Origin of the sequence: Saccharobesus litoralis, from assembly GCF_003063625.1 — a bacterium.
Lineage (GTDB): Bacteria > Pseudomonadota > Gammaproteobacteria > Enterobacterales > Alteromonadaceae > Saccharobesus > Saccharobesus litoralis.
Map to the genome: position 1 here is coordinate 2,830,757 of NZ_CP026604.1, position 26,526 is coordinate 2,857,282.

18 protein-coding genes and 4 tRNA genes are annotated in these 26,526 nt (G+C 38.5%); 20 read left to right on the plus strand and 2 right to left on the minus strand.

Going from position 1 to position 26,526, the window contains the following annotated elements; genetic code table 11:
• Nucleotides 1–290 precede the first annotated feature (290 nt).
• Entirely contained in the window at nucleotides 291–3,095 is a 2,805-nt protein-coding gene (locus C2869_RS10020; RefSeq protein ID WP_108602799.1) for a hybrid sensor histidine kinase/response regulator, read from the minus strand.
• 136 nt (nucleotides 3,096–3,231) lie between these two features.
• On the opposite strand from C2869_RS10020, the gene C2869_RS10025 reads away from it, so the two are divergent.
• The 6 genes from C2869_RS10025 to C2869_RS10050 all read left to right on the plus strand — a co-directional run bounded on the left by C2869_RS10025 (nucleotide 3,232) and on the right by C2869_RS10050 (nucleotide 9,101).
• Nucleotides 3,232–4,359: an EAL domain-containing response regulator gene (locus C2869_RS10025; protein ID WP_108602800.1), complete on the plus strand. Its 1,128-nt coding sequence runs from the start codon at nucleotides 3,232–3,234 to the stop codon at nucleotides 4,357–4,359.
• A 603-nt stretch (nucleotides 4,360–4,962) separates the two neighbouring features.
• Nucleotides 4,963–5,038 (plus strand) — tRNA-Phe (locus C2869_RS10030).
• A gap of 25 nt (nucleotides 5,039–5,063) precedes the next feature.
• A tRNA-Thr gene (locus tag C2869_RS10035) sits at nucleotides 5,064–5,139 on the plus strand.
• Between the two features lie 44 nt (nucleotides 5,140–5,183).
• A tRNA-Leu gene (locus C2869_RS10040) sits at nucleotides 5,184–5,270 on the plus strand.
• An 18-nt stretch (nucleotides 5,271–5,288) separates the two neighbouring features.
• A tRNA-Phe gene (locus C2869_RS10045) sits at nucleotides 5,289–5,364 on the plus strand.
• A gap of 659 nt (nucleotides 5,365–6,023) precedes the next feature.
• Nucleotides 6,024–9,101: a DEAD/DEAH box helicase gene (locus C2869_RS10050; RefSeq protein ID WP_159084125.1), complete on the plus strand. Its 3,078-nt coding sequence runs from the start codon at nucleotides 6,024–6,026 to the stop codon at nucleotides 9,099–9,101.
• A 634-nt stretch (nucleotides 9,102–9,735) separates the two neighbouring features.
• Here the strand turns inward: C2869_RS10050 and C2869_RS10055 are convergent.
• Nucleotides 9,736–10,341: a Uma2 family endonuclease gene (locus C2869_RS10055; protein ID WP_108602802.1), complete on the minus strand. Its 606-nt coding sequence runs from the start codon at nucleotides 10,339–10,341 to the stop codon at nucleotides 9,736–9,738.
• An 820-nt stretch (nucleotides 10,342–11,161) separates the two neighbouring features.
• On the opposite strand from C2869_RS10055, the gene C2869_RS10060 reads away from it, so the two are divergent.
• The 14 genes from C2869_RS10060 to C2869_RS10125 are packed head-to-tail and all read left to right on the plus strand — an operon-like array spanning nucleotide 11,162 to nucleotide 26,516.
• Nucleotides 11,162–12,310 (plus strand): polysaccharide export protein, encoded by a 1,149-nt coding sequence (locus C2869_RS10060; RefSeq protein WP_108602803.1) that lies wholly within the window; start codon nucleotides 11,162–11,164, stop codon nucleotides 12,308–12,310.
• 13 nt (nucleotides 12,311–12,323) lie between these two features.
• Nucleotides 12,324–12,758: a low molecular weight protein-tyrosine-phosphatase gene (locus tag C2869_RS10065; protein WP_108605030.1), complete on the plus strand. Its 435-nt coding sequence runs from the start codon at nucleotides 12,324–12,326 to the stop codon at nucleotides 12,756–12,758.
• Between the two features lie 14 nt (nucleotides 12,759–12,772).
• Nucleotides 12,773–15,013, plus strand: a complete 2,241-nt coding sequence (locus C2869_RS10070; protein ID WP_108602804.1) for a polysaccharide biosynthesis tyrosine autokinase — start codon at nucleotides 12,773–12,775, stop codon at nucleotides 15,011–15,013.
• A 38-nt stretch (nucleotides 15,014–15,051) separates the two neighbouring features.
• Nucleotides 15,052–15,804: a hypothetical protein gene (locus C2869_RS10075; protein WP_108602805.1), complete on the plus strand. Its 753-nt coding sequence runs from the start codon at nucleotides 15,052–15,054 to the stop codon at nucleotides 15,802–15,804.
• A complete protein-coding gene (locus tag C2869_RS10080) occupies nucleotides 15,794–16,681 on the plus strand; it encodes a hypothetical protein (RefSeq protein WP_108602806.1) in 888 nt (295 codons plus the stop codon). Before C2869_RS10075 ends, C2869_RS10080 begins: the two co-directional genes overlap by 11 nt.
• Complete coding sequence (locus C2869_RS10085; RefSeq protein WP_108602807.1) at nucleotides 16,674–17,348, plus strand: hypothetical protein; 675 nt, start codon at nucleotides 16,674–16,676, stop codon at nucleotides 17,346–17,348. The genes C2869_RS10080 and C2869_RS10085 overlap by 8 nt, the downstream gene beginning before the upstream one ends.
• A 22-nt stretch (nucleotides 17,349–17,370) precedes the next feature.
• Nucleotides 17,371–19,011 carry a hypothetical protein gene (locus tag C2869_RS10090; protein WP_108602808.1) on the plus strand — a complete coding sequence of 547 codons (1,641 nt, stop codon included), beginning with the start codon at nucleotides 17,371–17,373 and terminating at the stop codon, nucleotides 19,009–19,011.
• Nucleotides 19,005–20,234: a lipopolysaccharide biosynthesis protein gene (locus tag C2869_RS10095; protein ID WP_108602809.1), complete on the plus strand. Its 1,230-nt coding sequence runs from the start codon at nucleotides 19,005–19,007 to the stop codon at nucleotides 20,232–20,234. The genes C2869_RS10090 and C2869_RS10095 overlap by 7 nt, the downstream gene beginning before the upstream one ends.
• Nucleotides 20,227–21,021 (plus strand): glycosyltransferase family 2 protein, encoded by a 795-nt coding sequence (locus C2869_RS10100; protein WP_108602810.1) that lies wholly within the window; start codon nucleotides 20,227–20,229, stop codon nucleotides 21,019–21,021. The genes C2869_RS10095 and C2869_RS10100 overlap by 8 nt, the downstream gene beginning before the upstream one ends.
• Nucleotides 21,014–22,132 (plus strand): glycosyltransferase, encoded by a 1,119-nt coding sequence (locus C2869_RS10105; protein ID WP_108602811.1) that lies wholly within the window; start codon nucleotides 21,014–21,016, stop codon nucleotides 22,130–22,132. The genes C2869_RS10100 and C2869_RS10105 overlap by 8 nt, the downstream gene beginning before the upstream one ends.
• The gene (locus tag C2869_RS10110; protein ID WP_108602812.1) at nucleotides 22,110–23,282 is read left to right on the plus strand and encodes an O-antigen ligase family protein; all 1,173 of its coding nucleotides are present in this window, start codon (nucleotides 22,110–22,112) and stop codon (nucleotides 23,280–23,282) included. The genes C2869_RS10105 and C2869_RS10110 overlap by 23 nt, the downstream gene beginning before the upstream one ends.
• Complete coding sequence (locus C2869_RS10115) at nucleotides 23,263–24,258, plus strand: glycosyltransferase family 4 protein (RefSeq protein WP_108602813.1); 996 nt, start codon at nucleotides 23,263–23,265, stop codon at nucleotides 24,256–24,258. Before C2869_RS10110 ends, C2869_RS10115 begins: the two co-directional genes overlap by 20 nt.
• The gene (locus C2869_RS10120; RefSeq protein WP_108602814.1) at nucleotides 24,245–25,336 is read left to right on the plus strand and encodes a glycosyltransferase family 4 protein; all 1,092 of its coding nucleotides are present in this window, start codon (nucleotides 24,245–24,247) and stop codon (nucleotides 25,334–25,336) included. Before C2869_RS10115 ends, C2869_RS10120 begins: the two co-directional genes overlap by 14 nt.
• Nucleotides 25,326–26,516 (plus strand): glycosyltransferase family 4 protein, encoded by a 1,191-nt coding sequence (locus C2869_RS10125; RefSeq protein ID WP_108602815.1) that lies wholly within the window; start codon nucleotides 25,326–25,328, stop codon nucleotides 26,514–26,516. The genes C2869_RS10120 and C2869_RS10125 overlap by 11 nt, the downstream gene beginning before the upstream one ends.
• The last annotated feature ends 10 nt before the right edge of the window (nucleotides 26,517–26,526 follow it).

Consider the following 26,526-nt stretch of genomic DNA (forward strand, 5'->3'; position numbering starts at 1 on the left):
CAATCTATTAAATCGATGCTCGGTTTGTGGGGATAAATCTTTCTCTACAAGTTCGCTACAAGATGTGTTTTTTTGTAGGGCCGGTTTTATACCGGCTAACCCAATCTATTAAGTCGGCATTCGGCTTGTGGGGATAAACCTTTCTCTACAAGTTCGCTACAAGATATGCTTTTGTAGGGCCGGTTTTATACCGGCTAACCCAATCTATTTAATCGATACTCGGCTTGTGGGGATAAACCCCACCCTACAAGGTATGCTTTTTTGTGGGGATAAACCCCACCCTACAAGTTTTACATTTTCGTTTGATTGTATAATTTAACCTGCTCAAACTTGGTTTCGACATCTTTCACCAATACGCTTAAATCACCTTCACGTTCGTGCTTAATGGTATGTTCCAAAGTTTCAGATGCGGTAGCCAATGGTAAAGCACCAACCGTTTTCGACGCCGACTTCATTTGATGGGCAATACCTTGAATATTGGCTTTGTCCATAATAGTTAAACTATCTTTAATTCGGCCGATTAAATCAGCGCCATGGCTGATAAAGGTACTTAAATACTCTTTGTGTTTACTGCTATCATCACCTAAAAAGCTGGTCATGGTTTCAATGCAAACCGCATCATCAGCAAACTCAACACTATCTGATTTGGCTGGTGCTGTTGCCGCTATCGCTTTTTTGTCTATTGGTAGCCATTTATGCAGCAGTTTGTCTAAGGTGACGAGTTCAACCGGTTTGGTAATAAAATCGTTCATACCTAGCGAGAAGCACTTTTGTGCTTCACCTTTAAGCGCATTAGCGGTAATGGCTATGATGTAGCTACTTTTTTCATAGTCGTTAGCACGTTCTTCTTCGCGGATCGCTTGGCTTAAATCGTAGCCTGTCATATGTGGCATATGAATATCAGTTAGCACTAAAGGGTAGTGCTCGGCTTTCCACATTTTTAAGGCTTCTTGACCATCGTTAGCCACTTCTGAGGCATAGCCCAACATGCTAAGTTGATCTTGTAGTACTTTTTGGTTGAGCGGGTTATCTTCAACCAATAGTATCAAGTTGCCTTGCGCGCGAGCTTCTTCAACCGTAGGCGCTCTTACTACTTCAACTGAATTGATATCATCGCTAACGTTATCTTGTTTCGGTGCGCGTTTGCCGGTGGCAACTGCGGTGGCATCAATAAAGTTGGTGAGGCATAACGGTGTCGCGACTAAGAATACAATGCGATCAGATTCAATATCGTTAAATTGGGTGGGATCTGTTGTGATGATCACAAATTTACAGCGATTAACGTAGTTACCGTCAACCAATGCTTGAATTAGCTTTTTGGTTTCGTTTATAGAGTATCTAGCATCGAGTAATAAAGCATCCAGAGCGGCAGATTCATTCGCGTATTTTTGCACTCTATCCAATAAAGCACCATCACTTTCAAAAAAACGGTACTCAGCTTGGAAATAGGTTAAATAGCGCTGGGCGTGGTTGCGATCTTCTTTATCTGGGAATACCCCCCAAATCTGCTTACCACTAAACAGCTCCGCAGGTTGGTTTTCCAAGTCATTTGATAAATGCATTGGAATATCAACAATAAATGTAGTGCCTACTCCAGGGGTCGATTCAAGCTGGATTTTACCATACATTAATTCAGCTAAACGCTGACAAATGGACAAGCCTAAGCCAGTGCCGCCAAATTGGCGGGTAATACTGCTGTCGCCTTGATTAAATGGCTGGAATATTGTTTGCGTTTGGCGTTTGCTCATTCCGCGCCCTGTGTCTGAAACAGTAAAACGAATATCTGCAAAATCCATGGTTTGGTTGTGCAATTCGGCGCTGATCACCACTTGCGCCATATTACCGTCTCTATTATCGGTAAATTTTAAGGCGTTACCGGCTAGGTTATATAAAATTTGGCGGATGCGCACAGGATCGGTGATAAGGCCATTTGGCACGTTAGGGTCGACAAAGACTTTAAGGGTGATCTTTTTCTCAATTGCAACTGGTTGCAGAATACGAGCCACAGCTTCGACTATTTCAGTCACCGAAACAGGAATTTTTTCAATTTCCATTTTGCCGGCTTCGATTTTAGAAAAATCGAGAATGTCATCGATAATGCGCAGTAAAGCAAAAGCAGATTCGCGTACGGTATCTGTCATGCGAAACTGCGGTTTATCTAATACCGTTTTGCGTAATAAATCTAACGTACCAATAATACCATTCATCGGAGTGCGAATTTCATGGCTCATGGTGGCCAAGAAAGTCGATTTAGATTCACTGGCTTTTTCTGCCGCTTCTTTAGCTGCAGTAAGCTCGGTTGTGCGCTGTTTAACTCTTTGCTCTAGGGTTTGATTAAGCTCTTCAATTTGTAATTGAACGGCATTTTGGTCTTGCGCTTTGCCCTCAACTTCATCCATTAGCTTATTAATACTTAATGCTAAGCGCGAAAATTCACGATCGACATCTTCACTGTATCTTAGACTCCAGTCTTTTTTCTTAACTATTTGATTAGCGATTTGCTGAAACTTATCAATTTGCTTAAGTACTGATTTGCGCATATTGCCGGCTAGCATTGAGCCCAGCAGTGCAGCTAAAACAATGGCCACAAAAGCCAGTAACAACCATTTAAAGTTAACAGAGTTTTGACCTTCAAGATAATTGCGCACTATTACTAAACCAATCGGCTTATTGTCGCTTGAATAGATAATAGATGAAGATTGTAAGTAATCGGCGTGCTCTGTATAGGCTTCGGTGGATGGCGGGTTTTGCGGAATATCGATACCCACTGCACTTGAGTGGCCATATAAACCAAGCGTATTGTCGCCTTGTAAACGAAATGCCATCACTGCAATATTAGGTGATGCCTCTGTAATGGAGCGCAGAATAGTATTGTTATTTTGCAGCATAACGTTTTTCTCAACAAAGGGCGCTAACGAGGTAGCGACGGACTTTGAGAAGAAAACGGTAGATGCTTTTGCATCACCTTTGACCGACATTTTGTGCAGAAAAAAACTGGCTGCCAGTAATATTAATGACAAACCTACGATCGATGATATTGCAAATATTGACATGCGTTGGCCGATAGGCGCTTGCTCATGGTATTGTGAAGGCATTTACATTAATTCTATTGTTGATTTATCAATCATTTTAACAACAGAATTCAAAATTAAAATATACTTACGCTATAGTTAGGTAAATAAGTTTTTGTTACTCAGCAAAAAAACAGCTTTTAGTCCTCAAGGAAGCCCAATGAAGCTAGCATATAACTGCGCTGTTGCCATAGATGACGATGAGTTTTCGTTAACCTTCATAAACGAGCAATTAGTCAAAGCCGGTATCAAAGATATTGATTGCTTTAGCGATCCCAAACAAGCATTAGATGCTATTGCCACACGCAAGGTTGAACCTGAGTTATTGATCCTTGATTTGCAAATGCCGCAAATGGATGGCATTACGCTACTCAATCATTTGGGAAATATTAATTTCGAAGGCGCAATTATTATATACAGTGGGTTTGAACCTAAAGTATTGAGCTTGGCTGAGCAAATAGCCTGCGAAAATGATTTAATTATTTTAGGATCACTGCCCAAACCTTTTACTAGCGCGCAATTAGAAGAATTGTTGATCACCCATCAAGTTAATGACAACAAACCTTTGGCGCCAGATGTGATCGCATCATTTTGTTTAAGTAATGGTGAGTTAGTATTAACCCGTCAACCACAAGTGTGTTTAAAAACGGGGGATATTGTGTCTTACGAAATATTATCGCGCTGGCGTAATAATAGTGGCGCGATTTTGCCACCGACGATATTTATCAATAAATTGGAAGACAGTGGTGAAATAGTCGAGTTTCAAGAGCAACTATTTGATTTAGCGATGCAGAAAATATCGGAAGATAAATCTGACGCTAAATATTCTATCAACTTGTCGATGAATAGTATTGATACGCAAGATGTACCGCAGCTAGTTTGCCAAAGTGCCTACAAATATAATGTGCCGCTAGATAGGATAACGGTCGAAGTAACCGAGTCACGCGTTGCTAACGATATGCAAAAAGCCAAAGAAGTTTTGATCCGCTTAAGAATAATGGGCGTCATGCTGGCTATTGATGACTTTGGCACTGGCTATTCGACATTAGACAAACTATGTGACCTGCCTTTTAAAGAAGTTAAACTGGACAGGCGTTACATTGAAGACTGCCATAACAGCCCAGAAAAACGTGCGATTATTAAAAGTACGGTTGATATAGCCAAATCAATGGGCTTAAGAACGGTAGCAGAAGGCATGGAATGCAAAGAAGAAGTGGAAGTTGTGAAAGAACTTGGCACAGATATAGGCCAAGGTTATTACTTTTCAAAACCGCAAATGTGGGTGTAGCTCGAATTTATTTATTACAACAACACACCCCTTGAAGGGCCGGCTTCAAGCCGGCAAACCGCACCTGTTAATTTATCGTAATTATTCAGTGTAATGAAATTGAAAGCCATAGGCCTTTTATTCTCTTTACTGACGGTAATTAACCTACCGACTTTTGTCGAAAAATAGCCGTTTAAAAGAATCAATTTTTGTGGGTGAGCATTTATGCTTACGGAGCTTGCAAACCTTTCTATCAAAAAGAGCAATACAACAGAACTTTGTTCCTGACATGTTGGGCCGGCTTCATGCCGGCAAAGCAAACTTACCTGTTTTACGATTCAAATAATTATGGATTGTACAAAAAACACCATAAAATTGGCTGATAAATATAAAAAATACAATTAACTAAAAAAAACCTTAAAAAAGCGTTGACTTGCATAGGCAAAATCCGTTTAATACACGCCGCGCAGCGCCGCTAAGGTGTTGATGCAGGTAAGCCCAGATAGCTCAGTCGGGCAGAACCGAAGCATAGCTTCGCAGTCTGTTGAGGTGGAGGCAGGACGCCGACAGGAACCCACCTTTAGGATGAATTAATATGAGCCGTTGTTAAACGTTAAAGTAAACGCCCAGATAGCTCAGTCGGTAGAGCAGGGGATTGAAAATCCCCGTGTCGGTGGTTCGATTCCGCCTCTGGGCACCATTTTTTGGTGTAAGCACCTTTGTGTGCCGACTTAGCTCAGTTGGTAGAGCAACTGACTTGTAATCAGTAGGTCGCCAGTTCGATTCCGGCAGTCGGCACCATTTCTTACATAAGTTCATCCACAATGAACTCTAAACCTCGTGTCGCCCGGGTGGTGGAATTGGTAGACACAAGGGATTTAAAATCCCTCGTTGGTAACAACGTGCCGGTTCAAGTCCGGCCCCGGGCACCATTCACGTACTATCTATGCGCCCAGATAGCTCAGTCGGTAGAGCAGGGGATTGAAAATCCCCGTGTCGGTGGTTCGATTCCGCCTCTGGGCACCATTTCCTATTTTTCCTTATCAATACCATTCAACGCCTTATGTAGGTCGAAATTTATTTCGACAATCCATACCTTTGTAGGGCCGGCTTTATGCTCACAGGCCAAATTAAAAAATTACACACTATTTGCTAATGAAACGGTGCAATTTCCTCAATTGTAGGCCGGTCTTTAGGCCGATGGGTACGCATATTTTATCGGTTTAAATATTGGCTTTGAGGGATATTCTCAGGCTAACTTAAAGCCGTCAGTCTATCTCGACATCGCACACCTCTTGTAGGGTTGACTTCACGCCCACAAACCTTAACAACATGTATCTACTCAGCGTAATTTGTTTTACGCGCCTTAGTATTGCTAATTACCTCGTCTTTGCCGTGCCTACAGGACGTAGGTACTTAGGTTTCGTCTGGAACAAGAAACCTGCGAATGCGGTAATCTAGTGACTTTGTTTAGTGTATGCGAGCTCAGTTTACTTTAATAAAAGCGCTGGATACCTGAATACTCAGGTATGACGGTGATTTTTTATACCAGCGGGAGAAATTCAATTCTATTTATAAGCACGCTGAGTAGTTACAACAACATTACATATATTGGTTCACCTTTGTTGGTTTATTTGCCAAGATACGCCTATCTCACAGAACTTGATAAAAATAGCCTTTGCAGCATGATAGAGCAGACTCAATATTTAATCTCTAGCGAAAACATTCAATCACAAACATCAGAAGCAACTTATCGGCAAGGCTTGTTTTACTTCAAACAAGATAGGGTGTTTGAATGCTCACAATCACAAGGTGAAATATTTGCGCAAGTCGAAGGTAAAGACAGTGAGTTACCCTACAATGTGTATATTGATATTAAGCAAGCGGGTAATATAAAAGCCGGATGCGAGTGTGATGATGTGACATCACCTTTATGTAAACATGCTGTCGCTGCATTATTGGCTTATATTGATGATACGCAAGAAGCGCAAGAGCATAACCGCTTTGTTAATTTGAAAGAAACCGCTATTAAAGACCGCATCAAGCGTGGACAAAGCGAAGTTAAAATAGAGCACCTTGATGGCCACCCTGTATTTGGCTTGTTCAAAGCAACCAGTTTGGCTGAAAATACCCCTTGGGCTCGCTCATATACTGTTCATATTCGATCGTTACAGCAAAAGAAAAATTACTGTGACTGTCCAGATTTATTACATAACCAATTAGGGACATGTAAGCATATCGAAGCGGCACTTCATTATATTAATTTACAATCATCAGCTAAAACCTCGACTGATCCGCAAAGCTTAGCCTCTCCTTTACCCTTTATTTTATACGACAGTCAAAGTGATAGCAAAATACAATTGCAGCGTACTGCTAACATGAACGCTTCTCTTAATGCGGTATTGGATAAATACTTTGATAAGCAAGGCAACTTTGTTGGTAAATTACCTGATGATTACTTTTATCTCGAAAGTGAGCTGTATGGTAATCAACACCTTCTTTTCGGTGAAGATGCCAAGCGATATTGCAAAGAGCTAGCGCAAGAGCAGAATCATTACTTACAAAAGCAAATCATTCGTCAGCAAATTTTTGCTTCCAACGGCAAAATAAAAGGTGTGCAAGCGACTTTATACCCGTATCAAATAGAAGGCGTTGCGTTTTTAGCTGCGAATGGCCGCGCGCTTTTGGCTGACGATATGGGGTTGGGGAAAACCCTGCAGTCTATCGCTGCCGCACAATGGTTAATTAATAGTGCTAATGTAGATAAAATTGTCATCATTTGCCCAACTTCGCTTAAGCAGCAATGGGCACGTGAAATCGAAAAGTTTACCGGCCATAGGTGTCAAATAATTCAAGGTGGCGCCGACAAGCGTCAGGCTCAATATCAACAGTCTGCAACCTTTTACATATTGAACTATGAATTGTTATTACGCGACTTAAATGTACTTAATGAGAATTTGGCACCTGACTTATTGATCCTCGATGAAGCGCAGCGTATCAAGAACTGGCGAACTAAGGTTGCAACCGCGACCAAGTTAATCAACTCACGTTATGCTTTTGTGTTGTCGGGCACACCACTAGAAAATAAACTTGAAGAGCTATATAGCTTGATGCAGGTGGTCGACCCGAAAATTATCGGCCCATTATGGCGCTACTATTCTGATTACCATGTGCTGGATGATAAAGGCAAAGTACAAGGATATCGCAACCTGTCTGAGTTAAGAAAAGTGGTTAACCCGCACATGTTGCGCAGAGACCGTTCCATTGTTAGTGATCAATTACCCGACAGAACTGTATTGCGAATTGATACGCCTATGACCAGCAAGCAACGTGAGTTACATGACTCAGGCTTATCAACCGCTAGCTATCTAGCGGATATTGCCAATAAACGACCATTAACGCCATCTGAGCACAACAGAATGATGGCCGCATTGCAGCAAGCGCGTATGGCTTGTAATGCTGCCGGTTTAGTTGATAAAGAAACCCAAGGTGCGCCCAAATTAAATGAATTAAAACGTTTAATCACAGAGCAATGTATCGAGCTAGGCGAAAAAATGGTTGTTTTCTCGCAATGGAAGGGAATGACGACCATGGTTGAAAGCATGTTGCAACAAATGAAGGTTGGATTTGTTCACTTACATGGCGGTGTACCAAGCAATAAACGTGGCGACTTAATGCAAAAATTTAGTCAAGAGTCGCAGATAAAAGTGTTTATTTCGACCGATGCGGGTGGCTCCGGTTTAAACCTACAAAGTGCGACTATGTTGGTTAATTTGGATGTGCCTTGGAATCCTGCCGTACTAGAACAACGAAATGCTCGTATTCATCGTTTGGGACAGCGTAAAAAAGTCAGTATCATTTTAATGGTTGCTGAAAACGCTTATGAACAACGCGTTTTACAGTTAACCCAAAAGAAACAGGATCTGTTCGACAATGTCGTTAACCCAGAAGCTGAGCAAGATGTGGTTGGCATAAGTAAACAAAGCTTAAAAGAAGTGTTGAAGGATTTAGATAAGCACAAAGACCAGACTCAAGAAACGGAAAGTATCTCATCCGATGAAATGGGTGTTGATGGCCAAATAATACAGACGCAAGACATTGACGATGATTTAGAACAATCGCCAACGACAGTGGTTGAAATGACGGATGATGAATCGACCGAAAATTCAATTACAAGCTTGATCGGTCAAGTGCAAGTAGAGTTACAATCAAACTTGAAGCAAGTGTTAACGCAACAAGGCGGATTATTATTTGTTGTTGACCAAGTTAATGATGAAATAGAAGCTTATTTTGCTAAGTTAGATACAGATATTCAGCACGCGGTGATAGACAGTCGAACGCAACGCCAACTTGCTAGGTTAGGCAACGCCAATCCAATCGCTGCGAGCGAAGTTATTCCGTTAACAGCATTGGAACCGGAAAGCAGCCAAAATATTTGGCTGAACCAAAGTAAGAAAAAACTGGCAGCAGCAGAACATTTGTTACAAGCCGAGCAAGATGGTGTCATGGATTTGTTAGTTGCCAGTATTACGGCATTGATTACTTGGTTAGCAGATAAACCAGAGTTGATGAGCGACACTGATATCCCTATTTGGTTATACAGTGAAGCGACGCAAAAACAGCTGTTAACCCCACAACAAGCCGCAAACTTTAGTCAAATAATGAGCTTTAAAATGGCGACCGACTTACCAATAGTGATGCAACAGCAATTACTCGATGACTACAAAAGCTTAATCAAAATAGTAGAAAGCGCAAAATTGTAGTTCGAAATTTATTTCGCCACCGCTCTTTTGTAGGGCCGGCTTTATGCAGGCAAACCATATTCTGTGCAATGAAATTGAAAGCCATAGGTCGTTTCTTATCTTTGCTGAAGGTAATTAATCTACCGACTTTTGTGGAAATATAGCCATTTAAAAGAATCAATTTTTTGTGGGCGAGCATTTATGCTTGCGGAGCCTGCAAACCAAACCTTTCTAAATTAACACACTATTTGTTAATGGACGCAGCCTTGTAGCTCGAAATTTATTTCGACACTGCTCTTTTGTGGGGCCGGCTTTACGCCGGCAAACCATATTCTGTGCAATGAAATTGAAAGCCATAGGTCGTTTCTTATCTTTGCTGAAGGTAATTAATCTACCGACTTTTGTGGAAAAATAGCCATTTAAAAGAATCAATTTTTTGTGGGCGAGCATTTATGCTTGCGGAGCCTGCAAACCAAACCTTTCTAAATTAACACGCTACTTGTTAATGAACGCAGCCTTGTAGCTCGAAATTTATTTCGACAATTCACACCATGTAGGGCCGGCTTTATGCCGGCAACTCAATTATTGCTTAAAATTGTAGATCGGTCTTTAGGCCGATGGGTACGTGGGTACGCATATTTCATCCGTTTAAATATTAACTTTGGGGATTGTTCTCAGGTTCTTTAACCGCAAAATACTCAATTACATCCTGATTTTCGACTCTGTAATATATTTCTTCAACCGCTAAAGTTAGATTAATAGATTCAAATGTGATTAGATCCCCAAGAAAATAATGCACACAGCGCCAATCATCGCTTTTACGATAAACAGTGACATCAGCTACATCTTGTTCAATAAGAACATACTCCTGTAAAGTCGGGATGTTTAAGTATTCGACTAGCTTTTTTGTTTCATCTAAGCGTCGAGTAGAGCGAGATAGTACTTCAACAATAATGACTGGAGTTTCAGTATAGTAGGGGGTTGTGGAGTCGAAGTTGCAATCAACTAAAACGTCAGGGTAATAAAAATTGTCTATAACTTTAACCTTCATATCCGAAGCTAAAGGTTCGCAGGGACTTCCTTTAAGGTGATTTCTTAATTCACCAAAAATATTACCAGAGATTCGTTCATGATTTATACTGGCGCCAGCCATTGCATAAATACAACCATCAATAAATTCATGCTTTGTATCTCTTTCAAGCTCGCTAGCAAGATATTGCTTTACACTCATGCTCATAGTTCTGTCTTCTGCAGTCGACATTATTAAGCTCCTTAAATTGGCTGTGTGTTGGAAAGTCAAAACATACAGTTTTTCGCCTAACTCACTCTTATTTAGCCTGTAATAGCGAAATTAATCAAACACCAGCAAGGCAAAAAATAAAATTCAAGCTTGCATTGGAAGATAAAATTGGTGAACAAAAAATAGATATTGTTCTTCATCAAACTAATTTAGAGCTTCAACCTATACATGATTGGGCAAAATCCACGGGTATTCAATTGTGCTAGCTAATTAACACGCTATTTGTTAATTAATACAACTCGTGTATACCGAAACTTATTTCGACACCGCTATTTTGTGGGGCCGGCTTTACGCCGGCAAACCGAACCTTTCTAAATTTCCACTACATTTGTTAATGAAACTATGCAATTCTGCACGCCGAAAAGGTCTGCCTTTAGGCCGATGGGTACACATATTTTATTGGTTTAAACATCAGTTTACGGAAATACCTTTTCAGGCCAATTAAAAACCCAAACCGCTTCGACACATCCAATTTCCCTCACCCACCAAAAACAAACGCGCAAACTTAAAACCTCATTCTCAATCAAACACCCACAAAACCAGTCTACCACCCCACACCAAATTACTATTTTTATAACCAAACGCACAAAAATCGCTAATTAATAAAACATTCATTTATTTTAAAAAAGATAAGCATTATTATTCCCCGCTAATTGCAGACGGCTACTATTACTCGTGAATGCACTATATATAACTTCTTAGCATAGTACTTCCTCTTGGTTAGTTTTTACTTCTAGTGATAGTATTGCCACCGTTACGTAAATAGGAAAAATTAAGAAATATGTTTTGGGATAAAAGCATAAAGCGCTATACCAACCTGATTTGCCTTTCCGCTGCACTTCTTTCCGGCTGTTCAGTTATACCAGGTAGCCATATCGAAGGTTTGCAATATCAAGAGCCTAATGACAATAGCGAGCAAGCATTACAAAATGTAAAAGTGCAAGTGATTAACTCGCAACTGATCGCCAGTCAGAAGGCTAGCAAGGCGCAAACTAAAACGCAGCCCAAAACAACAACTGACCTAGAACTAAGTAATTATGAATATCGCTTAGGGGTTGGCGATGTGTTAGCTATAGGTGTTTGGGATCACCCTGAATTAACCATTCCTGCAGCGGTACAACGCTCAGCTGAATTTGATGGTTTTCGAATTCAAGCTGATGGCACCATTACTTATGCCTATGTTCCTAAATTACCAGCTGCGGGTAAAACCATTAATGAACTGCATGCTGATCTAGTTAAAGCATTAAGCAAGATCATTGAAAAGCCGCAAGTCGATATCAAAGTGGTTGGTTTTAACAGCCAAAAAACTTATATAACAGGTGAAGTTAAGAAGCCTGGTATTTACCCCATTACCGAGATCCCGCTAACTTTGATAGACGCTATTTCAAAAGCAGGCGGAATAACACAAGAAGCCGACTGGCGAGAAGTTAGTTTAACGCGTCAAGGTAAAACCGAAGTTATCAAACTTAACGAATTTTATGCTAATGGCGACACAAGCCAAAACCGCCTATTAAAGCACGGCGATGTAGTGCATGTAACACGAACTGACAAACAAAAAGTATACGTGTTGGGCGATGTTAACGAGGTTGGTGTTGTTCCCGTACATAGATATGGCTTATCACTGGCGGAAGCATTAACGCAATCTGGTGGCTTAAATGAGCAAAGTGCAAACGCCAACGGAATCTTTGTATTGCGCAAGCGCCAAAATAATAATACTGATGATGTTGTGGCCGATGTATTCCAGCTACATGCGAAAAATGCCGTTGCTATGTTATGGGCTAATGAGTTTGAATTGCAATCGCAAGATATAGTGTATGTAACGACTGCACCTATCGCACGCTGGAATCGTTTAATTAGTCAAATTCTCCCAACAATTACAGCGATAGATTATATCACTGAAGTTGATCAAACTATTCAGGCAGCTAGGTAGTAATAGAATGGCCATGTTTAATTCCATATTAGTTGTATGTGCTGGCAATATTTGTCGTAGCCCAACAGCGGAATATCAATTAAAAACGCTGTTAAAAGATACAAATATCCAAGTGTCGTCGGCCGGTTTAACCGCATTAGTTGATAAGCCTGCTGATGATATGGCAACAACAATAGCTGCTAGCCAAAATATTGATTTATCAACCCATAAAGGGCGTCAACTTAGTTCAGTACTTGTCGCTGAAAATGATTTGATCTTAGTGATGGAAGAACGCCACATTAGCGATTTGTGCGCTAAATACCCGCAAGCGCGTGGTAAAACTTTTTTATTGGGTAAGTGGCTAGACAACAAAGAAGTGCCTGATCCCTACCGTAAAAGCCAAGAAGCATTCGAGCATGTCTTCTCTCTTATTCAAGACGCCTGCAAAGCTTGGCTAAAGTATTTATAAGGATGCCCGTTTAAATGAACGCCCAATCTAACCTTTTCTCCAATAATAAAACGGGCAAAGCAACCGCTAGCCAAGATAGCGATGAAATAGACTTGTCAGCCCTGTTTGGCGCATTAATAGATCGAAAGTACTTCATCGCTATTGTTACAGCCATATTCGCAGCCTTAGGGGTTGCCTATGCCATGTTTAGCACACCTATATACCAAGCAACGGCATTGATACAGGTAGAGAGTAAAGGCGCTTCTGTACCTGGTTTTGATGATATGTCAGGTATGTTTGAATCTACATCTGCTGCAGTAACAGAGATTGAATTGTTAAAATCACGAACAGTTATAGGTGAGGCAGTAGATAATCTAAAATTGCATACAGTAGTAGAGCCTAAACTGTTTCCTGTTGTAGGAGGTCGCTATTATCGTAAATTCTTTACGACAGATGAAAATGCGTTAGCAATACCTAAGTTTTGGGCTAACACCTACGCTTGGGGTGGTGAAAGTATAGATGTATTTGATTTTAAAGTACCTAGTCACCTATTAGGTACAACATTTGAACTAGTGGCGAAAAGTGGTAATCAAATAGAATTAAAATTAGGTGAAAATACAGTATTAGCAGGAGTGGTTGGTCAAACAATTAATCAAGGTGAATTTTCACTGACTGTACGCAGTCTTAATGCCCGAGCAGATACACGTTTTTTATTGAAGAGAAACGATAGACTAAGCACTATCTTATCCTTGCAAGGGGCAATATCTGCATCCGAAAAGGGCAAAGACTCAGGTATTGTTACTCTAAGCTATCAAAATAAAGATGCTGCCTTTGCTAAAACAGTTTTGGATGAAGTCGCTGCTATTTATGTTAGGCACAATGTGGAGCGCAATTCGGCTGAAGCTAAAAAATCCCTCGACTTTTTACAAGTGCAATTACCGGAAGTGAAAAAACAACTGGAAAGAGCAGAACAAAAATTGAATGATTACCAGAAAAATCAACAGTCAGTAAATATCAGTTTAGAAACCCAAGGTGTACTTGAGCAAATAGTCGAGCTAGATACAAAATTGCAAGAGCTTGAGCTTAAGCGCCTTGAGGTATCACGTAAATTTAAACGTGAACATCCACTATACCAAAGTGCAGTAGATCAAATAAAAGTAGTACAACGGCAAAAGCGAGATTTAACATCAAAAGTAACAGACTTACCAGAAACCCAACAAGAGCTATTTCGTTTAACGCGTGATGTTGAAGTTAGTAACGAAATTTACATGTTGTTACTATCAAAAACGCAAGAGCTTGATATTGTTCGTGCCGGTACAGTAGGCAATGTACGCGTAGTTGACAGCGCAGCTGTTGATTACTCAAACCCTGTAAAGCCGAAAAAAGCGTTAATAGCTGTTATGGCGACTATGTTAGGTGGTATTTTAGCGGTCGGTATCGTGTTGGTGCAACGGGCGTTACACAAAGGTATTGAAGATGCTAGCCAAATAGAAGCATTGGGTTTGCCCGTTTATGCTAGTGTGCCATTTTCAGAGTCTCAAGAAAAACTTACTGGTATTGCCAAACTAAAAAGTAAAAACAAAAATAAAACCGGTGAGTTACTAGCATTGTCTAACCCGACTGACCTTTCAATAGAGGCGTTACGTAGCTTGCGTACTAGTCTGCACTTTGCACTCATGGATGCTAAAAATCATGTGGTTTCCATTTCAGGCCCATCACCAGGTGTTGGTAAATCTTTTATTTCCGCCAACCTTGCTGCTGTATTAGCACAGAGTGACAAAAAAGTGTTATTGATAGATGCTGATATGCGTAAAGGTTACCTACAAAAACACTTTAATATAAAAGCAAAAGTGGGTTTGTCAGATTATTTGTCAGGTAAAAATACCCTAGAGGATGTCACGTTAAAAACAGATATCGAAAATCTTGCGTTTATAGCGCGTGGCGCAGTACCGCCTAACCCATCAGAACTATTAATGCACCACAATTTTAGTGATTTAATTGAAATTGTAAAAGAAAAGTATGATTTAGTCATAATCGACACGCCACCTATTTTAGCAGTAACTGATCCCGCAATTGTCGGTAACCATGCTGGAACAACTCTATTGGTTACTCGATTTGGGCAAAATCACGTAAAAGAAGTAGAAATAACCCAGAATCGATTTGAACAAAATGGTGTGGATGTAAAGGGCGTTGTGTTTAACGGTGTGGTTAAGAAGGCAAGTAATGCTTATGGGTATTATGGGTATTACAATTATGAATATAAAACGGAAAGTTAGACGGTGTCTTGGTTTGAAGCTTTTATAGTTGACTTAGGATGATTGACGGACTCGCAGGTCGTTTAGAATACGATATTGAATATGGCAACGCTACCAGCTTTTACTCTGGAGCTAAATCAAAAACACTCCCTTATTTGAGTGAGTACTATTCAAACTTAAGACCAGATGGAAACTCTAAAAATTATGAGTGGAAAGGGATACTAGAAAGAACAAATTTAGTTATTACTGAAGACTCATTTTTGGATAATGCTAATAGGTTATTCAGAAGGGTGGAGTTTGAGGCTTTATCTGAATCTAATTTGTTTGATATGGTTAGTCGTTTTGTTGTCTATTCTGATTGTGCTGATGCTGCCCTTATTGCTGGGTTGCACTATCCACACAAATCTTCAAATTTATACTATCAATTCGAAAACTTCGGTTCGGTTGAAGTGCCAGTATCAAAAACAAAAAAACTCATATTTAAATCTGGGCAAAGTAAAGTGCCCGCTGGATTTAAAGAAGTCTTTTATATACGTGATGAAGCCAAAACAGAGCGTGGTTACAGGTGGATTGTTCACCATCGCTTAATTGTTGATCCCAAAGAATGTCAGTTGGTTTTGCGTTGTTGCAATCCTCGGTTGGAAGGGGCTTTGCCATTTCAAAAAATGATTCCTAATTGGTTCAAAAGAATATTCTTTAGGATTAGAGAGGCGCGTTACCCAAATTTTCCATTTATGTCTGTTGGCGAATATATACTTCAAAAGCATGACAATGCAGTTATAGAAACAATGGTTGAAATACATGGTCGTTAGCTATAAGCAAAGCTCGTTAAAGTTAATTGAACATTTAAATACTAAAATGGACGAAAATGGCTATCCAGATGAGCCAAGTTGGGGTTATGCGTTTAGCTTGCTAGCAGCGTTGGAGCTAGAACATGAGCAATTTGCAGCTAAATCACTGGCACTTTTTAACCGCCAAAATAAAAGTTCCGCAAATTACTCGTGGGAATTTGTTATTTATGCACTTCAGCGTGCCAAAAAGCTAATCCAAAACACCAATGCAACCAGTTACGTTTATGCAGAGAAAGGCACCCGAATGGTTAATTGGACTTTGTTGCGCCAATTAAACCGAGTCAATGAAGGTAGAGACTCACTAAAAGTAAAAATGATACTTTGGGGGATTAAGAAAGTATTTACTCACGAAAGCGGGCAGATATTAGATGAATTAAAAACGCGCTCTTTACAGTATCATGCATTTTGCCTTTTTGTGCTAGCAGAGTTGGACCAAACTAAATACCACCCGTTAGCTAAAAGTTGGTTGATCAAAGGTTGTCAGCATGCCATTAAAATGATGAGAGCAGATGGTTGTGCTTTGTATATAGGAAGAGGGCAAGAGCAAATTTTTGGCTACGGCTCACTAGTATTTGCACTTGAGTACACTAATACGAAGTACCAACTTAACTTGAATGCTAGCATTGAAAAACTTTGGAGTTACGTGCAGTCGTTCCAAAGGGAGAATGGTTCTTACCCGTTGGTGTTAAATCGCGAACAACCGGAAAAAGAAAATGTAACATTTAACTTGGATAAACCCCACGGATGGTATGGCTATAACACACTTTACGATTACCAACCGTTTTTGGCTTATTGCTTAGGTAGAGCTGATAAATTCAAAAGAGGTGATTATGAATAGTGCTTACCTAATGCCGATTAATACAATACTTGCTAATGGAGCTGAAGTTACCTATGCGGTGCCCACTAGTGGTTATGGGCATTTGGCTGATGAACAACCTTTACCATATATTAGGTTGGCTGGTCGTTCCTTAACCCCAAGGTTTGGTGGAGATGAGCCTAGTAAAGAATGCAGCATAGATAGTATTCCATTACCTTTTGGTATCCTTGATTCAAATTGGTCTATTAAGCAGATGCTTTTCAATTTATTTAGGCGAAGAATAAATATATATTGGAGAAATATATTCGAGTCTTTTAATAAAGATAACCCTAATTTCTATTTCCTTAGGCAATTAAAGTATAGGGCTACAAGTGAGGGGTTTGAGGGGGAGAGCCCTCTTCTTTTGTTTAAAAGGTTAATTCGAATAAAAAAAGATGCCGTAATAGTAGAAGATAAAATTGTTTTTAAATCTGGTGTGTACTTTAAGCTTTTAAAATTTGCACACATAGCAACTTTTGAAAAGGATGGTGTAGATTGTGAAATAAACTATGCTTCCCACAAACAGAAAATAATAAAAAAATGTAGCTCATCAACGGGTAGTTATTTCCTTTCGCACTACATTATAAGAAACCACATGTTTAAGGCAGGAGAGGTTTTAGTTTCTAAATATGTATACTCAATATCTTAATAAAATGGAGCCGGAAACTTAAATGACTACTACCTTTTGCTTACATATTACGCCTTTGAACCAAGTTGTAACCTTGGATGGTAATGAACTTATTGATGGTTGCCAAACAAGTATTTGCGAATCTCAAAAGCACGAAAGCTTTTATCAAGTGAGAATTGAAAATGGTTTTTTAGAACTTGACAATTCTTGCTTTGGGTTTGAAAAAATATACTTCCAAAAAAAGAATTCAAGTTTTGTCATAACTAATGATGTGTCACTATTAGACGTAAATGGATTTGTTTCTGAAGGAATTGCTTCAATTTTAACTTTTGGATATTTACTGCCTACTTTAACTCTATATGAGGGTATTAATGTATTGCCTGTTAGGGCAACGTTAAAATTAAATTTAGCGACACTTAGTTATGACATATTGGATAAGGGCATTAATAGCCCTTCAAGTGTTGAACGCTCAACTGTCAAAAGTGTTGAGAGCTTTTTGAAATTAAACAATGTAGATTGCAGCTCATTCTTAATGTCGGGGGGAAGAGATTCAAGAGTAATAGCTGCTTTGAATCCATCAGACGTAAAAAAAACGTTCACTTTTATGTTGGAAGGCTTTAAACCTGATATAGATGATTTAAATAATGTTCTTAGTTATAACAATTCTATAATTGGTAACCATAAGGTAATTCGTGCTGATACTAAAGATAAAACGTTATGTGATTCCTATAAAACTAGTACTATAGAGGCTTTTGATCACGTTCACGCAGGGCGTTGGAAGTTTGATTACTTTATAAAAAACGTGAGTTCAGAAAATGAAAGGCTGACATTTGTTAATGGGCAGACAGCGGATACTATTATTTGCTTAAACTTAACTGGTAATGATGTTGTTAGTCGTATTCGACGTGCTGCATTTTATGGTAAATACTCTCACAGAGCTGTTAAGTTTCTTTTGAAACAATTGTCACCCGTCTTGGGGATGTTTCCAAATAAGTATCAAATGTACTTTCAAGGCCTAAGTCAGGCTAAAAACGATGCTGAGTATTATGCTGGATATATTCTTAATGACATTGAATTTCCAGGGATAGAACGCTCTAAGCAAAAAAGGTTATACAAGATACTTGGCTCAGCTGCTATGGAAAATCTTTATGCTAAAACTAAGCGTTTCGTTGATGGTAAAATAAGTTTATATGGTAGTGGGGAAACTCATGCTTTTATGCTTGATCTGTGTTTGAGTACCTTTATTTGGGGAATGGATATGCGTGGCCTCAGAGAGGCCTGTCATCGTTATGGTCATTCAACAAATTTTTTATTTATGAATAATGAATTAATTCGAAATTTATTATCACTCCCAGCTAAATATACATCCCCTCTATCTCAATATAAGCGGGTCTTAAGTGATATTGAACGTAAATACAAGAAAAGTATCTTTAAAGATAATCCCACTCAAACATCAATACCATTAGCTGAGCAGTCATTTGAAAAACTTATAATAGATGGTTGTATTGGAGATTATTGGAAAGAACAGTTTAGTACTAAGGAATTTGAAGAGTTTGTAAAGTATATTTTACATCAACACCAAATTGATTTATCCGGTATCGAAATCTCTACCACTAATTATACGTTAGTTGATCGGACGATGAGTTTATTTCTTTGGTATAAAAAATATATTAAGTCGTGTTAAAAAGCATTGTACAGCTAGCTAGTGGAAATGGAATTGCACAGTTTGCAGCATTTTTAAGTGCTCCACTACTCACAAGATATTATGGTGCTGATGTTATAGGTGCATTTGGACTTATGGCAGCAGTTAGTGGTGTGCTCTTGCCTTTGTTTACTCTAAGGTTGGAGCTTAGTTTCCCTAGTGAAACCTTAAAGTCAAATGTTATATCTGGTTGTTCAACAATCTTTTCTATATCTCTCTTATTGGCTGTGCTTTATTATTTTCTATATGCTCTTAGCTTTTTTTATTTAGAAATGGACTTAAAGTTACTAGCTTTAGGGTTTGTCCCTATCTGGTGTATCTGGCTCGGTTTCTCCCAAGCTTTTACTTACATTTTCGTTAAAGATGGTGAATTCACAAAACTTTCTTTTTTCAACGTATTAAGGGGGGGGATTCAAAACACCATCGTGTTTGCTCCTTTGTACTTCAGCAGTCATTTTTTTGTTTTTATTGGTTCAAAAATAGTTGGGGCCGCATTGTTGTTGGGGTGGTTATCTTTACAACTTAAATTAAAGCTCATTGATTTTGTCCCCATGAGAATAAATTTTAAATATATAGCGAGGCGCAAAGATTTTGCATTGCATGGTACATTTCAAGCTGTTTTAAATGGTATAGGCAGTTATTTGCCACAGTTCGTGTTTGCTCTACAATTTCCAGTTGCTGCTTTAGGGCAATTAGCAATGGCATTTTTTATTGTACAAGCACCTACTGGGTTGTTTAGTCAAGCAATTAGACATGTATTTCACCATAAACTAGCCGAGCTTTATGCCAACTCTCGTAGCTCTCTTTTAGTGTTTTATATTAAAAACGTAGTTATATTATTGGTCCTGTATTTAATTGGGGTTATTGTTTATTGGCTTTTTCTAAAGGGAATTATACTTTGGTATTTAGGTGAAGGTTGGGGGGATGCCTATGAATATTCTAAGTGGTTGGTTCTTTGGTTTGGTTTAACAGTTATCAACCCACTTCCAACAATAATAATCCAACTAAGTAAAAGGCAGAAGATATTAACTGTTTATGAAATTACCTACACACTTTCGAGGTTATTTTGTGTAGTGCTAATTATTAAGATCATGAATTTGACTGATGTTGATATGGTAAAGTATCTAAGTTGTATAGGGTTTGGGTTCAATCTAGTTTTGATTGTTATTGGCTGTAAATTGATATTAGAGGATAGGAATGAATAATAACATTTATATATCTGTAGTTGTTCCAACATTCAAAAGACCTGATTTATTGGTACGCCTATTGAGCTCAGTGAGTAAACAAACATTAAAACCAGATGAGGTAATAGTAATTGATGACTGCTCTAAGATGGATGAAGAATATGCTGCAGTTGTGAATATCTACAAAGAACAATTTAAAAATTTTCATTTTATATCATTAGATAGAAATTCGGGTGCGCCAACCGCACGCAATGCTGGTATTAAATTGGCAACGGGTGATTGGATCGCGCTTGTAGATGACGATGATGAATGGTTGCCTGAAAAACTTGCAAAACAGCAAGCCTTAATTGAAAACAGTACAGTTGATAATTTGGGGTTTGTATATACCTGGACAACAGCCAAGGGCCAGAAAGGTCAGGAATCTTACGAAAGCCGTATTAGCGTGAGAGGATGTTCAAAAAAAGCTTTGCTTTCTACCAACTATATAATGTCTGCTTCGGTTGTAATAAAAAAAGAAGCGTTAGAGCGCACAGGTGGATTTCAGGTCGATTTCCCAAGTTGTCAAGACTGGGATGCTTGGATCCGAATTGCTTTACAAGGTTATGGTTTTGACGTAGTTGAAGAGGTTTTAACGGTTTATCACAGACATGGCGGTGAGTCGATAGGTTTGTCACCAAGAGCGAAGTTAGGCTACAAAATGTTATTAGAAGCACATTGGAAAGCCATATTAAAATACACTCAGCCTATAAACTGGCTTAAAAAGACCGTGTTATATATAAAGGTCTGGGGGGCAACTCGAAATGCCTAACCAGCGCAACGAAAAAGCAAAAAAAGTAGCTATATTAACTAATATGGTTGCACCTTATCGCGTGCCATTTTTTAAAGAGCTTGCCAAGTGGGAGCAAATAAAAAAATTAGACATTTTAACTTGTGTTGAACGAGAAGTAGACCGTCAGTGGCAAGTTGAAAACGATAATAGCTATCGTACCATTTGTTTATCTGGTGTTACTTTAAATTTAGCCAAGGGAAAAGACGCAAAGCGTATTTTACATTTTAGATTTGGCATTATTACCTACCTATTATTTAAACGCCCCGATTTACTTATTATTGGTGATGCATCTTGGACGTCTTTTATTGCGGCTTTTTTCTGCCGGTTATTTTTTATTAATTATTTTGTATGGAATGAAATAACCACAACATCTAAGGTATCCGCTGGATTGGTGGCTAACCTGAGGCACTGGATGTATAAAGGGGCAAAACATATTATTGCTTCTTGTTCAATGGCAAAAGATTACTTGTTAAATAACGCAGTGCCGAATGAAAAAATTAGCATAGTCAATAATGCGGTTGATAACGACTTTTATCTACAGCAAAAAGCGAAATGGTTACCGCAGCGTGCAAAGTTACGAAAGGCGCTCGGTATTGAAGAAGACAGCTTTTGCTTTATTTATGTGGGCCAATTAATTTCGCGCAAGCGGGTAATTGAAACCGTTGAGCTGTTAGCTCAAGTAAATAAACAAACAAAAGTGCATCTTATAGTTGCTGGAACAGGTATTTTAGAAAATGAGATGAAAGACACTGCAGCAGAAGTGAAGTTCTCTAATATTTCTTTTTGTGGTTATGCCAATCCAGCGCGCTTGTGCCAATTGTATACAGCAAGCGATGCACTTATTTTATTATCAGAAGATGAGCCTTGGGGGATGGTGGTAAATGAATGCCTGTTAATGGGTAAACCGTATATTGTGAGTGATAGTGTTGCTGCAGGTAAAGAGTTTTTAAGGCGGGGGTGTCTTATTGTTGACTATAACTTTTTAAGCTTGACACAAGTGATGGGGTTTATTGAAAATTGTCAAAGTGTTCATGATTCTTCTGTTTTAACACCTAAAGATATGAGTTATGAATTTCTTAAAAAACTCTAGTATTTATTTAGCTGCGCTTGTAAGCATTCCAATACATAACTTTAATATTAATCTTGGTTTTATGCATTTAAAAGCTTTCCAAGTTTTTACTGTAATATTTTTGTTTTCTTGCTTTTTAAAAAAACAAGCATTTATAGCTAAAGGGCAATACCCCAGTGTATTCTTCTTTATTTGTTTTTTATGTTTGGTTGTGTTTTCAAGCATAAACTCCATCACTATTGAGCGTAGTTTTTCACTTACCTTTGCTTTAGTGTTTTGTTTCCTGTTTTTTATAGCAAGTCTTATATTTTTGAATAATTATGGTTTAAACGCATTTATTAAACCTCTTATTTACACAGGCTCTTTATACGCCTTGTGGGGGGCGGCGCAATTAATATTGTTTTTCCTTGGTTTCCCTGCACATGTGAATTTTGAAGCCTGGGATGTTGTTCCTCGAGTCCCTTATTTTTCTTCAGAGAATGTTCATGCTGCCTTTGCCGTCATTACTGCGTTATGTGCTTTATTTGTTTTGTTAGAAGAAAGAAATATAGTGGTCGGCGGATTGTTTGTTTTAAATGTTGTTGGTCTAGTCGCAACAGGAACACGAGGTGCGATGCTTATGTTTTCTATCTCTGCATTGATTATATTGATAAAGTATTTTATCTCAGTGCCAAAGAGTAGGCTCATACTGGGCATATTTAGTTGTTTTGTTATACTGGGGGTGATCTTTTTTTGGGATATTCTTTTTATAAGATTTAACTCGTTAGGTTCTGGTGATGATGGTACGAGCCGAGTGAGGCTCCATCATTTTGAGGAGATATATCACTATTTTATAGACAATGTTCATACTGGTGTTGGCTTAGGAGGCTCTCCTATTTTAGCTAGTACTAATCACGATCTACATAATGTATTTTTAATGGTGCTTTTTGAAGCAGGTATTTATAGCTTTTTTATGTACGTTTTACTTATCTCATATTGTTTATATTACTATTTTTGTAATGTATCTTCTAGACGGAAAGATAATAGGTTGTTTTTAGTTCTGGTATTGTTTATAGCGGTATGGGGGCAGGCAATGTTTGAACCATCAACGTATTTTTTTCATTTGTATTTATCTCTAGCATTAATTATGTATAAGCCTGAATTGTTAAAAAATGAAAATAATTATTCTTAATTACTCGAGTGTGTTTGGTGGTCAGGAAAGGTATGCAGAGTCTCTTATTAATCAATTGCATACGAAGAATGTTTTAACGTCTTTTGAAGGCGGCCCTGAGTATTTGAAAAAAGTAAGTTTGGATAAACTACCTTGTACCGACATATTAAACCCAAGCGCAAGGTTATTTAATGGTAATGCTGCATTATATCAGAGCATGACGTTAACTAAAGGTAATGAGCTATGGGTATACGTGCAACATAGTGATATTAACGATGGTCAGCAAGCTAGCTGGAAGCGATGGGTTAGAAAAGCTCTTATATATATTTTGCTAAAACGTTTTGATTTGGTAATTAGAGTCTGTAATAAAGCGCTGCCAGATTGTTATGCAAAAGGAAAAATAAAAACTATTTACAATGGTGTTTCAGTGCCTGAATGTTACAAAAGCGTTGGCATTCAAAAAAAAATTAAATTGTTAATGGTCGGCGCTATTAATGCAAATAAAAATCAAAAAATGGCCATATCTGTACTTCAATATTTACCTAATGCTGAATTATCAATTATTGGATCTGGCGAGATTAAGCAAGATTTAGTCGAGCTTGCCGAGACTATCGGTGTTAACTCTCAAATTAGCTGGGTGGGGTTTGTTGAAAACTTAGAGCCGTATTACTTAAATGCGGACTTATTATTAATGTTGTCTCACTACGAGGCCTTCCCCTATGCTGTGTTAGAAGCAATGTCGTATTCCGTACCAGTGGTTACAGTGCGAGTTGGGGGGGTGCCCGAAATTATTTCCAATAATGAAAATGGTTGGTTATTAGATGATTATGAAATTGAAACTTTAGTAGATACACTGAATGAAATTAATAACTCACCTGATTCCTACAAGGAAGTGGCTCAAGCCGCACGCGCTACCATAGAGAAAAATTATACAGTAAAGCATATGACCAATAACTTAATTGCTGCAATTGAAGAGAAACTTAATGTTAAAAGATAAAGCAGTTATAGACATTCGCTGGATGGTTGGCAATGTCCGAGGAATGGGGCGTTATGCATACCAACTTATAGAACCTATACAGAATAGTGTAACTGGGGTTGGCCCACATAATTATGTTTGTGAGCGTTTGCCTTATCAGACCATCGGCAATGGTTTTTTTCCATGGTGGGAGCAGTATATTTTCCCCAAATTCATAAAAAGGCAAAAAGTTGCTCGGGTACTTTGTCCTTATAATACAGCCCCTATAAAAAAACTAGATGCCCAGCTTATTTTGGTTGTTCACGACTTAATTTACTTAAAGTCATGGCGTGACTTACCCCCTTCAGTTTCAATATATCAAACGCTTGGGCGTATTTATCGTAGGTTTGTGGTTCCTAAAGTCATAAAAAACGCAGATGTACTATTAACTGTTTCAGAGTTTACAAAAAGCGAAATTGTAGAAAGATTTGCTATTTCTCCCGAAGCCATATCCGTTGTGCCGAATTCGGTTAATAGTACATGGTTTGTTGATACCCCTAGACCTATTACAGGCAGAGATAATTATTGTTTGTCGGTAGCCGGTGAAGCACCAAGTAAAAATGTTAAAAAATTAATAAAAGCATTTTCATTAGCAGCGCCTGACTTGCCAAGTGACTTTACCTTGAAACTTGTTGGCATAAGAGTGAGTCAGCATGAGAAATTTAAAAATGTTGCAGCTCAATTTCATGTAGAAGATAGAGTTGAATTTGTTGGTTTTGTTACCGATAGTGAGTTAAAAAAATTGTATAGGAATGCAAAGAGTTTTGTATTTGCGTCACTATTTGAAGGATTCGGTATTCCGTTAATTGAAGCTATGGCAAGCGGAACTCCAATAGCCTGTAGTGATACAACTTCAATGCCTGAGGTGGTGGGAAATGCTGCTGTACAGTTTGATCCGCTCGACGAAAGCGCTATAGCTGAAGCCTTAGTTCAAGTTACTAACAACCAAGAGTTAGCACAGACTTTAGTTGATTTTGGGTTAGAGAGAGCTAAATTATTTAACGAGCAAGCAGTAGAAGCGCAATTTAAAGCATTTTGGAACAAATTAGATGCAAGATAGAAAAAAAATTTTAGTATTAACCCCACGCTTTCCATACCCAGTTATCGGTGGAGACCGTCTTCGTATTTACTATATTTGCAGGGAGCTAGCTAAAGAATATGATCTTACTCTGCTCAGTTTATGTGAATCACGCGAAGAAATGGAAATGGATATACCATTAGATGGTGTGTTTTCAAAAATAGAAAGGGTGATGTTGCCTAAATGGAAATCGTATTTAAATTGTTTGTTTAGTTTGCCTACAAATACACCATTACAAGTGGCGTACTATTCGTCACAAGCGTTTAAGAAAAAAGTTGATGAACTGCTCTCCAAACATGATCTGGCATTGGCCCATTTAATTCGTACAGGACACTATTTACGAGATTTCGATACACCAAAAGTGTTGGAGATGACTGATGCTATTTCAATGAACTATGAACGAGTTGGAGCAATTGAGAAATCCTCAGGCTTTAAAAATTTGGTCTATTCAGTTGAGCAGGATAGATTAAAAAAATACGAGCAGTCAATTGCTCATTATTTTGATTTGTCGGTTTTCGTATCTCAAGTTGATAAAGATTATTTATATCCCAAAAACTCAGAGGTGCGAAACAAGGTTTTGGTCTGTTCAAATGGCGTTAGTTTTGACGCACTACCGTGTAATTATCAGCCTGATGGTAAGACAATTGTTTTTATCGGTAATATGACAACCGTGCAAAATTTAGATGCAGCACGTTGGTTTGCAAAATCTGTTATGCCAGGACTTACGAAAATTGGTGATTATCAGTTTAAAGTGATCGGTCGCATAAAAGAACAAGTGAAAAACGAGTTTAATCGTTACGCTAACACAATTGCCACAGGTAGCGTTGACAGTGTTGCTGAAGCGGCTGCAGGAGCTATTACTGGTGTTTGCCCAATGCGCTTAGGTGCTGGAGTACAGAATAAAGTTTTAGAGTATATGGCATTGGGTATGCCGGCTATTACTTCTTCTGTTGGACTAGAAGGTATTGAAGCCGAAGTTGGCAAAGAAATTTTAGTCGCTGATAGCGTAAATGAGTACATTAATATGATACAAGAGATTACCAATAACATTAAATATGCAGAAGAAATAGGGTACAAAGGAAATCAATTTGTACTTAAGGAAAACACTTGGTCCGGCAAGCTAAAACCTTTGATTGAGAAAATAAATAAACTAGTTCTTTAGTCTTAGATTG